The sequence below is a fragment of the Pseudomonas sp. p1(2021b) genome (assembly GCF_020151015.1).
Lineage (GTDB): Bacteria > Pseudomonadota > Gammaproteobacteria > Pseudomonadales > Pseudomonadaceae > Aquipseudomonas > Aquipseudomonas putida_K.
Genome location: NZ_CP083746.1, coordinates 3,467,829 through 3,482,395 on the forward strand (window position 1 = coordinate 3,467,829; position 14,567 = coordinate 3,482,395).

General features: G+C 65.4%; 18 protein-coding genes. 2 read left to right on the forward strand and 16 right to left on the reverse strand.

Annotated elements, in window-relative coordinates:
• Positions 1-10: 10 nt before the first annotated feature.
• From ccmI to ccmA, 9 genes are read right to left on the reverse strand one after another with little or no spacing between them, the layout of a single operon-like run.
• On the reverse strand, positions 11-1,204 hold the full coding sequence (gene ccmI / locus K8374_RS16055) for a c-type cytochrome biogenesis protein CcmI (RefSeq protein WP_224456372.1): 1,194 nt from the start codon (positions 1,202-1,204) through the stop codon (positions 11-13).
• Positions 1,197-1,673 (reverse strand): cytochrome c-type biogenesis protein CcmH, encoded by a 477-nt coding sequence (locus K8374_RS16060; protein WP_224456373.1) that lies wholly within the window; start codon positions 1,671-1,673, stop codon positions 1,197-1,199. The genes ccmI and K8374_RS16060 overlap by 8 nt, the downstream gene beginning before the upstream one ends.
• Entirely contained in the window at positions 1,670-2,206 is a 537-nt protein-coding gene (locus K8374_RS16065; RefSeq protein ID WP_224456374.1) for a DsbE family thiol:disulfide interchange protein, read from the reverse strand. The genes K8374_RS16060 and K8374_RS16065 overlap by 4 nt, the downstream gene beginning before the upstream one ends.
• Positions 2,203-4,176: a heme lyase CcmF/NrfE family subunit gene (locus tag K8374_RS16070; RefSeq protein WP_224459336.1), complete on the reverse strand. Its 1,974-nt coding sequence runs from the start codon at positions 4,174-4,176 to the stop codon at positions 2,203-2,205. Before K8374_RS16070 ends, K8374_RS16065 begins: the two co-directional genes overlap by 4 nt.
• Before the next feature lie 11 nt (positions 4,177-4,187).
• Positions 4,188-4,643 (reverse strand): cytochrome c maturation protein CcmE, encoded by a 456-nt coding sequence (ccmE, locus tag K8374_RS16075; protein ID WP_084858203.1) that lies wholly within the window; start codon positions 4,641-4,643, stop codon positions 4,188-4,190.
• Entirely contained in the window at positions 4,640-4,816 is a 177-nt protein-coding gene (gene ccmD / locus K8374_RS16080) for a heme exporter protein CcmD (protein WP_084858204.1), read from the reverse strand. Before ccmD ends, ccmE begins: the two co-directional genes overlap by 4 nt.
• On the reverse strand, positions 4,816-5,580 hold the full coding sequence (locus K8374_RS16085; RefSeq protein WP_224456375.1) for a heme ABC transporter permease: 765 nt from the start codon (positions 5,578-5,580) through the stop codon (positions 4,816-4,818). Before K8374_RS16085 ends, ccmD begins: the two co-directional genes overlap by 1 nt.
• Positions 5,581-5,626: 46 nt before the next feature.
• A complete protein-coding gene (ccmB, locus tag K8374_RS16090; protein WP_411969532.1) occupies positions 5,627-6,304 on the reverse strand; it encodes a heme exporter protein CcmB in 678 nt (225 codons plus the stop codon).
• Positions 6,292-6,924, reverse strand: coding sequence for a cytochrome c biogenesis heme-transporting ATPase CcmA (gene ccmA, locus K8374_RS16095; protein WP_224456376.1), 633 nt, complete (start codon positions 6,922-6,924; stop codon positions 6,292-6,294). The genes ccmB and ccmA overlap by 13 nt, the downstream gene beginning before the upstream one ends.
• 178 nt (positions 6,925-7,102) lie before the next feature.
• Between ccmA and K8374_RS16100 the strand changes: the two genes are divergently transcribed.
• Together K8374_RS16100 and K8374_RS16105 are read left to right on the forward strand one after the other, a co-directional pair.
• A complete protein-coding gene (locus K8374_RS16100; protein WP_224456377.1) occupies positions 7,103-8,668 on the forward strand; it encodes a flagellar hook-length control protein FliK in 1,566 nt (521 codons plus the stop codon).
• Positions 8,665-8,994 carry an EscU/YscU/HrcU family type III secretion system export apparatus switch protein gene (locus K8374_RS16105; protein ID WP_224456378.1) on the forward strand — a complete coding sequence of 110 codons (330 nt, stop codon included), beginning with the start codon at positions 8,665-8,667 and terminating at the stop codon, positions 8,992-8,994. Before K8374_RS16100 ends, K8374_RS16105 begins: the two co-directional genes overlap by 4 nt.
• 176 nt (positions 8,995-9,170) lie before the next feature.
• Here K8374_RS16105 and K8374_RS16110 read toward each other — a convergent pair whose 3' ends face one another.
• The 7 genes from K8374_RS16110 to K8374_RS16140 all read right to left on the reverse strand — a co-directional run bounded on the left by K8374_RS16110 (position 9,171) and on the right by K8374_RS16140 (position 14,562).
• The gene (locus tag K8374_RS16110; RefSeq protein ID WP_084858209.1) at positions 9,171-9,566 is read right to left on the reverse strand and encodes a DUF2802 domain-containing protein; all 396 of its coding nucleotides are present in this window, start codon (positions 9,564-9,566) and stop codon (positions 9,171-9,173) included.
• Between the two features lies 1 nt (position 9,567).
• The gene (locus K8374_RS16115) at positions 9,568-10,047 is read right to left on the reverse strand and encodes a chemotaxis protein CheW (protein WP_016393802.1); all 480 of its coding nucleotides are present in this window, start codon (positions 10,045-10,047) and stop codon (positions 9,568-9,570) included.
• A 40-nt stretch (positions 10,048-10,087) separates the two neighbouring features.
• Positions 10,088-10,951: a CheW domain-containing protein gene (locus K8374_RS16120; RefSeq protein WP_224456379.1), complete on the reverse strand. Its 864-nt coding sequence runs from the start codon at positions 10,949-10,951 to the stop codon at positions 10,088-10,090.
• The gene (locus K8374_RS16125) at positions 10,951-11,739 is read right to left on the reverse strand and encodes a ParA family protein (protein WP_084858211.1); all 789 of its coding nucleotides are present in this window, start codon (positions 11,737-11,739) and stop codon (positions 10,951-10,953) included. The genes K8374_RS16120 and K8374_RS16125 overlap by 1 nt, the downstream gene beginning before the upstream one ends.
• A gap of 91 nt (positions 11,740-11,830) precedes the next feature.
• Positions 11,831-12,688, reverse strand: coding sequence for a flagellar motor protein MotD (gene motD, locus K8374_RS16130; protein ID WP_224456380.1), 858 nt, complete (start codon positions 12,686-12,688; stop codon positions 11,831-11,833).
• Positions 12,689-12,691: 3 nt separating this feature from the next.
• Positions 12,692-13,432, reverse strand: a complete 741-nt coding sequence (locus K8374_RS16135; protein WP_084858213.1) for a flagellar motor protein — start codon at positions 13,430-13,432, stop codon at positions 12,692-12,694.
• Positions 13,432-14,562: a chemotaxis response regulator protein-glutamate methylesterase gene (locus K8374_RS16140; RefSeq protein WP_224456381.1), complete on the reverse strand. Its 1,131-nt coding sequence runs from the start codon at positions 14,560-14,562 to the stop codon at positions 13,432-13,434. Before K8374_RS16140 ends, K8374_RS16135 begins: the two co-directional genes overlap by 1 nt.
• Positions 14,563-14,567: the final 5 nt, after the last annotated feature.

The following is a 14,567-nucleotide window of genomic DNA, read 5'->3' on the forward strand; positions in this document are numbered from 1 at the left end:
AAATGCTCTCTTATTGATCTGGGCTGTCGATAGTCAGGTGCTGGGCTGCCTCGGTATGGGTGGACAGCGGCGCGCTCTGGCCGATCCACTCGCCCCGGGTCGGCTGGCCGGCACGGGACACACGGGCAACCAGTTGGACCTCGCTGAAGTCCGACAGTTTCATCTGCGGCATCATCGCATCGGCGTCGGACAGCTCCACCTCCAGCGGCAACTGGGCCACCGTCACGCGCTTGGCCGCAACGGGCATGGGCGGGCCATTGCTGGCACGGGCGAAGATAAACACCGTGTCGCCGGGCTTGACCTTGTCCTTGAGCTTGTCGGCCAGTGTCACCCGCACCTTCAGGCGAGCAGCCTCGGGCGCGGCCGCGGGTTTACCGCCCGCCGCCTGCAGCCTTTCGGCGGCACGGTCGATGCCGCCCTGAAGGGCGGCGCGTGAAGCGTCGCCCTCGGGCAATTGCGCCAGCAGGCGCTGCCAATAGTCGATTGCCTCCTGGTAGCGCTCGCCCTCGAACGCGGCGATCCCGCGCAGGCCAAGACTGGTCACCTCTTTGGGGTCGGCCTTGAGCGCTTCGTCGGTCAAGGCCTGCACCTGCTCGCTGAACTGCTTGTTCGCGGCGAAATACAAGGCCTGCGCCCATTGGCCAAGCAACTCGGGCTGGCGACCGGCCAAGGCGACGGCGCGCTCGAAGATACGTGCGGCGTCGGCCGGGCGTTGCTCGGCCATGTAGGCGCGGCCAAGGAAGTACAGGCCCTCTGCCGAGTCCGGCTGGGCCTGCACGGCACGCTCCAGGCGCGTGGTCATTTCTTCCATCGATTGCGGCGCCTGGGCGAACTCGCGGGTCAGCTCGACCTTGTCGGCAGCGCCGAAATGCAAGTACAGCCCAAGGCCCATCGCCGGCACCAGGACCGCCGCCAGCAGCGGCAGCGCCTTGCCCAGATGACCCTGGCGTGACGCCTCGGCGCCCTCGGTATCGGCCAACAGTTCACGGGCTGCCTCGTCACGCCCCTTGGCCAGCTGGTCGGCATCGAGCACGCCGGCTTCCTGCTGGGCCGCCAGCTCGGCGACCCGCTCCTGGTACAGGGCGACATTGAGGGCAGTACGGTCTTCTTCCTGCTGCTGGCGGCGGCCGCGCAGGGTCGGGATCAGCAGGAAAGCCAGGGCGGCGAGCAACAGCAGGCCCGCGCTAAGCCAGAATTCAGTCATGGGTTTGTTCTTTATCCAGCAGTTTGGCGAGGCGCTCGCGTTCTTCAGGCGACAATTGCTCGGTCGAGGCCGCTACCGGCCCGCGACGACGGCGCACGATCAGCGCCAGCACCACGAAGCCCGAGGCCAGCAGGATGCCCGGGCCGAACCAGAGCAGCCAGGTGCGGCCGGTGAGCGCCGGCTTGTAGCGCACGAAGTCGCCATAGCGATCGACCATGAAATCGACGATCTGTTGGTTGCTCTTGCCTTCGCCGAGCATGCGGAAGATCTCCCGACGCAAGTCGGCTGCAATCGGCGCATTGGAATCGGCGATGTCCTGGTTCTGGCACTTGGGGCAACGCAGCTCCTTGGTCAGTTGCTGGTAGCGCTCGCGCTCGGCGTCATCGCGGAACTGGTAGGTATCGATGGCGGCCCGGGCCATACCGGCCACACCCAGGACCAACACCGCCACCGCCAACCAGCGCCTCATGGCTTGGCCTCGTCGATCAGGCCCTGGTACAGCGGCGCCAGTTGCTCACGCCAGACCGTGGCATCGACCACCCCCACATGCTTGTAGCGGATGATGCCCTTGGCATCGATCAGGAAGGTTTCCGGTGCCCCGTACACGCCCAGGTCCAGCCCCAGGCTGCCCTGCTCGTCACGGATGTTCAGCTGGTAGGGGTTGTGGAAGTCGGCCAGCCATTTCAGTGCCGCGGCGTTGTCGTCCTTGTAGTTGACCCCGTGGATGACCACGCCCTGCTCGGCGAGCTGGTTCAGGTAAGGGTGTTCGACCTTGCACGACGGGCACCAGGTGGCCCAGACATTGACCAGTGCTGGGCGGCCCTGCAGGTCGGCCGGGGTGAGCGTGCGATCACCCTGGACCGAGGCCAGGGAGAAGACCGGGAACGGCTTGCCGATCATCGCCGAGGGCAGTTCGTCGGGCTTGAGGAACAGGCCCTTGTAGAGGAAGACCGCCATCAGCAGGAACACCGCCAACGGCAACACCATGATCCAACGCTTCATGCAGTTGCTCCAGACATGCCCAGGACATCACGCACCCGGGCCTTGACCTTGACGCGGTAACGTCGGTCGAACGCCGCCAGGAACCCACCCAGCGCGGTCAGCAGACCGCCCAGCCAGATCCAACGGACATAGGGCTTGATATGCACCCGTACCGCCCAGGCACCGTTGTCCAGGGGCTCGCCGAGGGCGACGTACAGGTCGCGGGTGAAGCCGGCGTCGATACCGGCCTCGGTCATCATCGACTGTTGCACGGTGTACAGGCGCTTCTCAGGGTGCAGCACGGTCACCTCGCGGCCGTCGCGGCTGATGCGCACGGTGCCCTTGTCGGAGATGAAGTTCGGCCCCTCGAAGTGCCGGGCGCCCTCGAACAGGAAGTGATACCCCCCCAGCTCCACGGTCTCGCCCGGCGCCATGCGCAGGTCGCGCTCGGCACTGTTGTTGCTCGACAGCACCACGCCCAGGGCACACACCGCCAGGCCCAGGTGCGCCAGGTGCATGCCCCAGTAGCTGCGCGACAAGCCGCGCAAGCCCTTGGCCAGGCCCTTGTGGCGGGTCTTGTCGAGGATGTCGCGCACGCCCGCCAGCACCACCCAGGCGGCCAGGGCGAACGCGCTCAGGGCCGGCCAGTCGAAGTCGTCGACCAGCAGGCCGGCGACCGGCGCCAGCACCGCGCTGCCCAGCAGCACCGGGGTCAACATGCCCACCAGCCATTTGCCCGGGGTGTCCTTCCAACGCACCAGCACGCCGATCCCCAATACCACCATCAGCAATGCCATCAACGGCAGGAACAATGCATCGAAGTAAGGCGGGCCGACCGAAAGCTTCGCCCCGGTCAGGGCATCGAGCACCAGCGGGTAGAGGGTACCGAGCAGGATCATGGAGGCCGCCACCACCAGCACCAGGTTGTTGGCCAGCAGCAAGGTCTCGCGCGACCACAGGGCAAAGCCCACCTGGCTCTTGACCACGGGGGCGCGCAAGGCGAACAAGGTCAGCGAGCCGCCGACCACGAACAGCAGGAAGACCAGGATGAACACGCCACGGGATGGGTCGGATGCGAAGGCATGCACCGAGGTCAGCACGCCGGAACGGACCAGGAAGGTCCCCAGCAGGCTCAGGGAGAAAGCAGCGATCGCCAGCAGCACGGTCCAGCTCTTGAATACCCCACGCTTCTCGGTGACCGCCAGCGAGTGGATCAACGCCGTACCCACCAGCCATGGCATGAAGGAAGCGTTTTCCACCGGGTCCCAGAACCACCAGCCGCCCCAGCCCAGCTCGTAGTAGGCCCACCAGGAGCCCAGGGTGATGCCGACGCCGAGGAAGGCCCAGGCAACGATGGTCCAGGGCCTCGACCAGCGCGCCCAGGCGGCATCCAGGCGCCCGCCCAGCAGGGCGGCGATAGCGAAGGCGAAGGCCACCGAGAAGCCGACGTAGCCCATGTACAGCATCGGCGGATGGACGATCAGGCCGAAGTCCTGCAGCAGCGGGTTGAGGTCGCGCCCGTCGGTCGGCACCTGGGGCAACAGGCGTTCGAACGGGTTGGAGGTGATGATCAGGAACGACAGGAAGCCCACGCTGATCATGCCCATCACCGCCAGTACCCGGGCCAGCATCACCTGCGGCAACTGGCGCGAGAACACCGACACGGCGAAGGTCCAGCCCCCCAGGATCAGCGCCCAGAGCAGCAGCGAGCCTTCATGCGCGCCCCATACGGCGCTGAACTTGTAGTACCAGGGCAAGGCGCTGTTGGAGTTGCTGGCCACATAGGCTACCGAGAAGTTGTCGGTCATGAAGGCATGGGTGAGGCAGGCGAAGGCGAACGCCAGGAAGGCGAACTGCCCCCATGCCGCCGGTCGTGCCAGGCTCATCCACAGGCTGTCGCCGCGCCAGGCGCCGAGCAACGGCACACTGGCCTGCACCACGGCAAAGCAGATCGCCAGGATCATCGACAACTGCCCGAGTTCGGGGATCACCAGGGCCGCATTCATGGCTTGGGCTCCGCGCCGGTGGCCGCCTGGCCGCTCTCCTTGAGGGCCTTGGTGACCTCGGGCGGCATGTATTTCTCGTCGTGCTTGGCCAGTACCTCGTCGGCCACCACCACGCCTTCGGCGTTGAGCTTGCCCAAGGCCACGATGCCCTGCCCTTCGCGGAACAGGTCAGGGAGGATGCCACGGTAGGTGATCGGTACCGACTTGTTGAAGTCGGTGACCACGAAGCGCACGTCCAGCGAGTCGGACGAACGCTGCACCGAGCCTTTCTCGACCATGCCGCCGGCGCGGATGCGGGTATCGAGGGGCGCCTCGCCATTGGCGATCTGAGTCGGGGTGTAGAACAGGTTGATGTTCTGCTGCAGGGCGCTCAGGGCGAAGCCGACGGCGATGGCCACGCCGACCAGCAGGCCGAGGATGAGGAACAGGCGTTTCTTGCGCTGCGGATTCACTGGTTGTTCTCCCGGCGCAGACGGCGCGCCTCTTCTTGCAGGTAGCGGCGGCGGGCCAGCAGGGGCGCTGCGACATTGAGCGCCAGCACCGCCAGGCAGATGCCATAGGCCGACCAGACGTACAGGCCATGATGCCCCATGGCAAGGAAATCACCGAAGGATGCGAAACTCATCAGGCGGCCCTCCGACCCAGGCTGTTCAGTACTTCCTCCCGCACCCAGCTGGCACGGGCTTCACGCTTGAGCACCTCGAGGCGCATGCGCACCAAAAGCACCGCGCCGAAGAAGCAGTAGAAACCGAGCGCGGTCAGCAGCAACGGCAGCCACATTTCGGCCGGCATGGCCGGCTTTTCGGTCAGGGTGAAGGTGGCGCCCTGGTGCAGGGTATTCCACCATTCCACCGAATACTTGATGATCGGGATGTTCACCACGCCGACGATGGCCAGCACCGCGCAGGCCTTGGCCGCGCTGTCTCGGTTGCTGATCGCCTGACCCAGGGCGATGATGCCGAAGTACAGGAACAAGAGGATGAGCATGGAGGTAAGGCGTGCATCCCAGACCCACCAGCTACCCCAGGTCGGCTTGCCCCAGATCGCCCCGGTCACCAGCGCCACCGCGGTCATCCAGGCACCGATGGGGGCGGCGCATTGCAGGGCGACATCGGCCAGTTTCATCTTCCATACCAGCCCCACCACTCCAGCCACCGCCAGCAGCACATAGCACGACTGCGCCAGCATGGCGGCCGGCACATGGATGTAGATGATCCGGAAGCTGTTGCCCTGCTGGTAGTCCTGGGGCGCGAAGGCCAGCCCCCAGGTGATGCCCACCAACAGCAGGAGGATGGCGGAAACGGTCAGCCAGGGCAGCATGCGGCCGCTGATGGCATAGAACCATTTTGGGGAGCCCAGCTTGTGGAACCACGTCCAGCTAATCTTCATCAAGGTACATCCAGGGTATTTGCCGGGCTTGGAAGCCCGAGACTCGTTATTCGCCGACGCTGATCTTCAGGCCGGCCGCGATCGCAAAAGGTGCCAGTGTCACCGCCAGGGCCGTCAGGCTGGCCAACCAGAGCAGATGGCCGGTGGCGGGCATATTCTGCAATGCCGCTTGCAAGGCGCCACTGCCCAGGATCAATACCGGGATATACAGCGGCAGGATCAGCAACGCCAGCAACAGGCCGCCGCGCTTGAGGCCGACAGTCAGCGCCGCGCCCACCGCACCCAGCAGGCTCAGCACCGGGGTACCCAGCAGCAGCGAGCCCAGCAGTACCGGCAGGCAATTGGCGGGCAGACCCAGCATCAGCGCCAGCAGCGGTGCCAACAATACCAGCGCCAGCCCGGAAAAGATCCAGTGCGCCAACACCTTGGCCAGCACCAGCATTGCCAAGGGGTGCGGCGACAGCACCCACTGTTCCAGCGAGCCGTCCTCGAAGTCGCTGCGAAACAGGCCGTCCAGCGACAGCAGCACGGCCAGCAACGCGGCCACCCAGACCAGGCCTGGCGACAAGGTTTGCAACAATTGTGTCTCAGGCCCGACCGCCAGTGGGAACAAGGCGACGACGATCGCGAAGAACACCAGCGGGTTGGCCAGCTCCGCCGGACGACGACATAACAGGCGCGCCTCGCGGCGCAGCAACAGGATGAATACGCTCATGCCGCCCATTGCCCCAGGTTCAGTTCGCGGTAGCCGGAGGGCTTGCGCTCGAGGTTGTGGTGAGTGGTCAGTACTACCGTCCCCCCCTGCTCGCAATGGGCCGCCAGGTGTGACTCGAGCTGGGCCACGCCCTGCTTGTCCAGGGCCGTGAAGGGTTCGTCCAGGATCCACAACGGTGGGCTGTCCAGGTACAACCGGGCCAGGGCCACGCGGCGCTGCTGGCCGGCCGACAAGGTATGGCACGGCACATCCTCGAAACCCCGCAGGCCTACCGCAGCCAAGGCCTGCCAGATCGCCTCGGTGCTGGCCGGCTGGTGCAGGGCACACAGCCAGGCGAGGTTTTCCTCGGCGGTGAGCAGGTCCTTGATGCCGGCGGCGTGGCCGATCCACAGCAGGATACTGGCCAGGGCATGGCGCTGCTCGGCCAATGGCTGGCCACCCAGCAGGATCTGCCCGGCCGTCGGCTGCATCAGCCCGGCCAACAGGCGCAGCAGGCTGGTCTTGCCGCTGCCGTTGGGGCCGCTGATCTGTAGCATGTCACCGGGCCGCAACTGGAATTCCAGGTGCTCGAAGAGCAATCGCCAGTCGCGCTCGCAGGCCAGGCCTGTGGCTTGTAGGTGAAGGGTCACGGTTTCGCCTTATACAGGTTGGGCCCAGGCTCGCTGCTTGAAGGCGGCAGCGAACCTCGACCCTGTGTCTCAAGTCGCCCCAGCCACTGCCGTTATAGTGGCAATGGCGGACGGGCGGGCATTATTACATGCAACGTCCCGCTGCCAAGAGGGCTGGTCCGACAGGTTGTATACAATCATGACTGAAATCAATAGTCTCGGTGCACAAACCGTGCTGGGCCTGCAGGCCGGCAAGGCCGCGATGACTGGCGAATTGCTGCGTCTGCTGCAGCCCCAGCCGGGCTTGATGGCTCCCGGCGAGACCGCCCGGGCCGATGTATTGTCGTTGCGCCAAGTCGGCCAGGATTTCCAGTTGTTGCTGCGCCTGACCCTGGCCAACGGCAACCAGACCCAGCTGCAAGCCAGCGCCAGCCAGCCCCTGCCCCAAGGTAGCCAGTTGACCGTTACCCAGACCGAAGGCAACCGCCTGGCAATCCTCGTGCAGCAGGCCAATGCCGGTAACAGTGCGGCCCTCACCCGCCTCGATACAGCCCAGGTGCCGGTAGGCACCCTGTTGCAAGGCAAGGTGCTGACCAGCCAGGCCCTGCCGACGAACCCCGGCGAAGCGGCCAGCTTCCGTTCGCTGGTGAGTCTGCTCAACAGCCCCCAGGCCGGCGCTACCCTGACCGTCGACAGCCCGAGGCCGTTGGCGGTGGGCAGCCTGCTCAGCGCCCTGGTACAGGGGGACCAGTCGCTGCGCTTCGTGCCTCTGGGCGGTCGCCAGGATCATCTGGCCATTACCCAAATGCTTGGTGCACAGCAGAGCCGCCAGGCCTCGCTGCCGGGGTTGCTCGATGCCTTGCAACAACTGGCCCGCGCCCCGAACGGCAACGGCGATCTGCGGGCCAGCGCCGAACGCCTGCTGGCCAGCCTTCCCGAGGCACGGCAACTGGGCGACGCCAAGGCCGTGGCCCAGGCGCTGCACAGCAGTGGCGCTTTCCTCGAAGCGAAGCTGCTGGCAGGGCTGGCAAGCGGCGTGGCAACGGACCTGAAGGCGCAACTGATCCGCCTGGTGGCCCAGGCCATGCCTTCCCTCCCTACCGGGACGCCCTTCAACCCAGCGCTGGCCAATACGCTGGCGCAGGCCTTTCCCGGCATGGCCCGAGGCGCCTTGGGCATGCTCGAGCGCAATACGCCCAAGCCTCAACCCGGCGCATTCCCTCTACCCTCGCGGTTGCTGAAGAGCCTGGAAGAGGAAGGCGACCTGCAGCAGTTGCTGCGCCTGGCCGCCGCCGCCATCGCACGCCTGCAGAGCCATCAGCTGTCCAGCCTGCAGCAAACCGGCATCAACGAAAACGGCAACCTGCTGACCACCTGGCAGTCTGAAATACCGATCCGCCATGGCCAGGAATTCATACCCTTGCAGGTCAAGCTGCAACGCGAGGAAACGCCGGAGCAACAGGCCGACCCGCAACGAGAACAACGCGACCCACTGGCGTCGTTGTGGCGTATCGAACTGGCATTCGACTTGCCACCGCTCGGCCCCTTGCAGGTCCAGGCACAGTTGAACCAGGGTCGGCTCTCGGGCCAGCTGTGGGCGCAGTTGCCCCAGACCGCGCAACTGATCGAACGTCAGTTGGGTGAGCTGCGCGAACGGCTGGTGGCCCGCGGCCTGGAGGTCGGCGACCTGGAGTGCCACCCCGGCACCCCGCCGCAAGGGGCCCGCACACGCCTGGAACAACGTTGGGTGGACGAAAACGCATGAGCAGCAAGCAACCGCGCCAGGCCATCGCCCTGAGCTACGACGGCCAGCAAGCCCCGACCTTAAGCGCCAAGGGTGACGACGAACTGGCCGAGGCCATTCTTGCCATCGCCCGCGAACATGAGGTGCCGATCTATGAGAATGCCGAGCTGGTGCGGTTGCTGGCGCGCCTGGAGCTGGGGGAACAGATCCCCGAGGCGCTGTACCTGACCATCGCCGAGATCATCGCCTTCGCCTGGCAGTTGCGTGGCAAGGTGCCTGCGGGCTTCGATGACAACCTGGCTCCCGAGCGCGACATCACGCCCACGCAGCTGCGTCTGCCCTCATAGCGCGAAATTCATTGATCTGACAGAAACTTGAGCGGCCTTGAGCCGCGATGGGGCGCAAAGCGGCCCTAATATCGGCCATACCGGTTTCTCGGGCAAACCGTGCACATGAACTCAGGGCCGCTTCGCGCCCCATCGCGGCGCAAGGCCGCGCCTACAGTAGAGGTCGATGGATCGCTTCACTCGCTGCGATGCAGCTTGCTCATCAGCTCCGCTTCGGCCTGGGTCAGGCCGCAGGTGCGGGTCAGCTCCTCGACACTGGCACCCATGCCCACCAGCTTGGCCGCCTGGGTGAAGGTCACGCTGTTGGGGTCGCGCTGCTCCAGTTGCTGGAGCTTGTCGGGCAACGGCGCGACCACCGCGCGCAATTCGTGGATCGCCTCGCCCATGCGCACGGTGCCATTCTGGTAGTCGTCCAGGCGCTTGGCCAGGTCCTTGATGCGCTGGTCACGCAGCGCATCGCCCTGGGCCTGCTGGGCGGCCAGCTCGCGCTGGCGCTTGCTGTAGTTGAGGAACAACCACAGGCTCAGCGCCCATAGCAGCGCCAGGAGAAGGACAGCAGCCTCGAAGATCAACTCAGATGTTCTCCAGCTCGGACCACTCTTCCTCGGTCATCATCTTGTCCAGCTCGACCAGGATCAGCAGCTCGCCATTCTTGTTGCAAACGCCCTGGATGAACTTGGCCGACTCCTCGTTACCGACATTCGGCGCGGTTTCGATCTCCGATTGGCGCAGGTAGACCACCTCGGCGACGCTGTCGACCAGGATACCGACCACCTGCTTGTCCGCCTCGATGATGACGATGCGGGTGTTGTCGGTGACGTCGCTGGGCATCAGGCCAAAACGCTGGCGGGTGTCGATCACCGTGACCACGTTGCCGCGCAGGTTGATGATGCCCAGCACATAGCTCGGCGCACCCGGTACCGGTGCGATCTCGGTATAGCGCAGGACTTCCTGCACCTGCATGACATTGATGCCGTAGGACTCGTTGTCCAGACGGAAGGTTACCCACTGCAGGATCGGATCTTCGGAACCTTGTGCAGACGACTTTTTCATTCCCCTACCCCTTGAAATCCGCGCTCGGCGGTGTGTTCGGTCATTGGTGTTTGGCGTGCATCTGCTTGACGGCGCCGCTGGCGATCAACTCAGCCAGTTCGGCGACATCGAGCAAGGCACACATGTGTTCGATCACCGTGCCAGCCAGCCATGGGCGCTGCCCACGCTGGCTGCGCCACTTGATCTCGGCCGGGTCCAGGCGCAGGGAACGGCTGACCTGGTGCACGGCCAGCCCCCATTCATAGCCCTGGACGGAAATCACATACTGCAGGCCCTGGCGGAAGTCCTCGCGGTAGCGGTCGGGCATGACCCAGCGCGCGGTATCCAGTACCTTGAGGTTACCCGCCTGGCAGGTCAGGATGCCGAGGAACCAGTCTGGCTGGCCGAACAACGGAGTCAGTTCCTGGCCAGCCAGGCTGTAGATCGAACCCAGGCAGACCAGCGGCACGGCCAGGGTCAGGCCGGCGACATCGAACAACAGGCATTCGAACGGCTCGGCCGCCCAGGCCGGGCGCCCATCGACAGTCTTGGGCGGCAGCACCGCGCCGGCTGATGGCAAGTGCACATCGACCAGGGGCGCCACAGGCGTGATCACCTCAGCTGCTTTTTCGGCCTCGCCCAGGACCTCGGCGGGCACCGGCTCAACCGCGACGGGTGCCAGCACCGAGGGCAAGACCTTGGCCTCGGGCTCCGCGAATGGCCGCAGCATTACAGGGGCATGGGCTTCACGCAGGGCGTCCTGTGCCTGCTCCTGGCGAACCGCCTCGGCAAATTCGTCGCTGGGCGCCGCCTCGGCCGGCTCCGGAACCGGGTCGAGTTCCTGCGTGGCTTCCTGGAGCAGACCATCGAGGTAGGACTGCAGGGCCAGTTGCGGCTTGGTGGTGGTTTGCCGTGCGGAATTCATCAGGCCACCTGCAGTGCCGATTGTTGGGTGAGCAGGTGCTTGAGCAGCGCCCGGTAAGCGATCAGGCCACGACTCTTGCCATCGAACTGCGAAGGCGTGACCCCTGCCCGGCTGGCGTCGCGCAGGCGTGTATCAACCGGGATGTAGCCCGGCCAGACCTGTTCGCCGTAGTTGTCGCGCAGCACCTTGAGGGTGCCCAGCGAGGCCTGGGTCCGCCGGTCGAACAGGGTCGGCACGATCTGGTAGGGCAAGGCCTGGCGCCGCGAGCGGTTGACCATGGCCAGGGTTCCAACCATGCGCTCGAGCCCCTTGACGGCGAGAAACTCGGTCTGCACCGGGATCACCAGCTGCTGGCTGGCCGCCAAGGCGTTGACCATCAGCACACCGAGCAGTGGCGGGCTGTCGATCAGGGCGAAGTCGAAGTCCTGCCACAGCTGCGCCAGACTCTTGGCGATCACCAGGCCCAGGCCACTCTGCCCCGGCGATTGGCGTTCGAGCACTGCCAGCGCGGTGCTCGAGGGCAGCAACGAAATACGCTCATCGCTGGTCGGCAGCAGCAGTTGCCCAGGCAGGCCCTCGGGTACCGAGCCCTTGTGCAGGAACAGGTCGTAGCAGCTGTGCTCCAGGGCGTCGGGGTTGTGCCCGAAGTAGCTGGTCATCGAGCCGTGGGGGTCGAGGTCGACCACGACCACGCGCTTGCCCGCCTCGGCCAGCAAACCGGCCAAGGCGATGGTAGTGGTGGTCTTGCCGACGCCACCTTTTTGATTGGCTACTGCCCAGACTCTCATAGGACGACTCATGACTCGTTGATGACGCTGCCCGCTGTGGGAGCCGGCTTCGTCGACTCCCACAGGGATGCGGTGCCAGAGAATTGACGAGTTACGGCCCCGCCACCGCTGCTGGCGTTGCTGGTGCACTTTGTGTGCCAGCACGGCGCAAAGCCGCATCTGGCGTGGCATTGGCGCTACCGGAGCCGGTCAGGCTGCGACGCACCTCGAGGTTACGGGAAATCACCAGGACCACCCGACGGTTGCGGGCCCGCCCTTCGGCGGTGTCGTTGCTCGCCACCGGCTGGTACTCGCCATAGCCCACCGAGGCCATGCGTGCCGGGTCCACACCATTCATGGCCAGCAAGCGGACGATGCTCGCCGCGCGCGCCGACGACAGTTCCCAGTTGGTCGGATACTGGGCCGTGCGGATCGGCAGGTTGTCGGTGAAGCCCTCCACGTGTACCGGATTGGCGAACGGCTTGAGGATGTTCGCCACCTTCTCGATGAGGTTGAAGGCCACGTCGCTTGGCATGGCATCGCCACTGCCGAACAACAGCGACGAGTTGAGCTCGATCTCCACCCACAGCTCGTTGCCACGCACCGTCATCTGGTCGGATTTGATCAGGTCGCCGAACGCCTCACGCACATCGTCGGCAATGCTCTGCAATGGGTCCACACTGCTCTGTGCCAGGCCCGCATCGGTCTGCTCGCTGTCCTTGACCAGGGGTTCGGTCGGCTTGATGGTCAGCGGGCGTTCGTCGCCGATGGGGATCGGCTTCATGCTCCGCTCGGGGTCGTTGAACACGCCGATCAATGCCTGGGAAATGACCTTGTACTTGCCCTCGTTGATCGAGGAAATCGAGTACATGACCACGAAAAAGGCGAACAGCAAGGTGATGAAGTCGGCGTACGACACCAGCCAGCGCTCGTGATTCTCGTGTTCCTCGGTATGGCGACGACGGGCCATGGTCTACTCCATGAAGCCTTGCAGCTTCAGCTCGATCGAGCGTGGGTTCTCCCCTTCGGCGATCGACAGCAGGCCCTCCAGGAGCATCTCGCGATAGCGCGACTGGCGCAGGGCGATGGCCTTGAGCTTGTTGGCGACCGGCAGCAGGATCAGGTTGGCGCTGGCCACGCCATAGATGGTGGCGACGAACGCCACGGCGATGCCATTGCCCAATTGCGAGGGGTCGGCCAGGTTGCCCATCACATGGATCAGGCCCATGACCGCACCGATGATGCCGATGGTCGGCGCGTAGCCGCCCATGCTTTCGAACACCTTGGCCGCCTGGATATCACGGCTTTCCTGGGTCAGGAAGTCGACCTCGAGGATGCTGCGGATAGCCTCCGGCTCGGCGCCGTCGACCAGCAGTTGCAGGCCCTTGCGCGCATAGGGGTCGGGCTCGGCATCGGCCACCCCTTCCAAGCCCAGCAGGCCTTCCTTGCGTGCGGTCAGGCTCCAGTTGACGACCCGATCGATGCCACCGGGCAGGTCCACCCGGGGCGGGAAGAAAATCCAACGCAGGATCTGCAAGGCCCGCTTGAACGCCGGCAACGGCGACTGCAGCAGTGCCGCCGCCAGGGTACCGCCCAGCACGATCAGGGCCGCCGGGCCGTTGATCAAGGCGCCGACATGACCGCCCTCGAGGAAGTTGCCACCGACGATGGCGACAAAGGCGAGGATCAGGCCGATCAGGCTCAGCACGTCCATCAGATGCATGCCTCGACCAGGTGCTTGCCGATTTCATCCAGGCTGTACACCGCATCGGCCAGGTTGGCCTTGACGATGGCCATGGGCATGCCATAGATCACGCAGCTGGCCTCATCCTGGGCCCATACGGTGCTGCCGCCCTGCTTGAGCAGACGCGCACCTTCACGGCCGTCGGCCCCCATGCCGGTGAGCACCACCGACAGCACCTTGTCGCCATAGGACTTGGCCGCAGAACCGAAGGTGATATCCACGCACGGCTTGTAGTTCAGGCGCTCGTCGCCCGGCAAGATCTTCACCGTGCCACGGCCGTCGACCATCATCTGCTTGCCGCCTGGGGCCAGCAAGGCCAGGCCCGGACGCAACACATCGCCGTCTTCGGCTTCCTTGACGCTGATCTTGCACAGTTTGTCCAGACGCTCGGCGAAGGCCTTGGTGAAGGCTGCCGGCATGTGCTGGATGAGTACGATCGGCGCAGGGAAGCTGGCCGGCAGCTGGGTGAGCACCCGTTGCAGCGCCACCGGGCCGCCGGTGGACGTCCCGATGGCCACCAGTTTGTAGGGCTTGCGCTTGGGCGCGGGCGCGTGGCTGCTGCCCGCTGCGCTGCGCGTCACCGGGGCAGCCGGAGCGGCACTGCGGGCCGGCGCTGCGCTGCCCAGGCTGCTGGCCGGGGCATGGTTGGCGGGTGCAGGCGTTGGCGTCGGGGTGGCCGTGGCATAGCCGCCGAAGCGACGGTTGCTGCGCGACAGGGTGTGGACTTTCTCGCACAGCAACTGCCTGACCTTGTCCGGGTTGCGCGAGATGTCCTCGAAGTTCTTCGGCAGGTAGTCCACCGCGCCGGCATCCAGCGCGTCGAGGGTGACACGGGCGCCTTCATGGGTCAGCGAGGAGAACATCAACACCGGCGTCGGGCAGCGCTGCATGATGTGGCGCACCGCGGTGATGCCATCCATCATGGGCATTTCGTAGTCCATGGTGATGACATCCGGTCGCAGCGCCAGCGCCTGGTCGATCGCTTCCTTGCCGTTGGTCGCAGTACCGACGACCTGGATCGTCGGGTCGGCCGAGAGAATTTCCGAGACGCGGCGGCGGAAGAAACCGGAATCATCCACCACCAGGACCTTGACTGCCATAAACA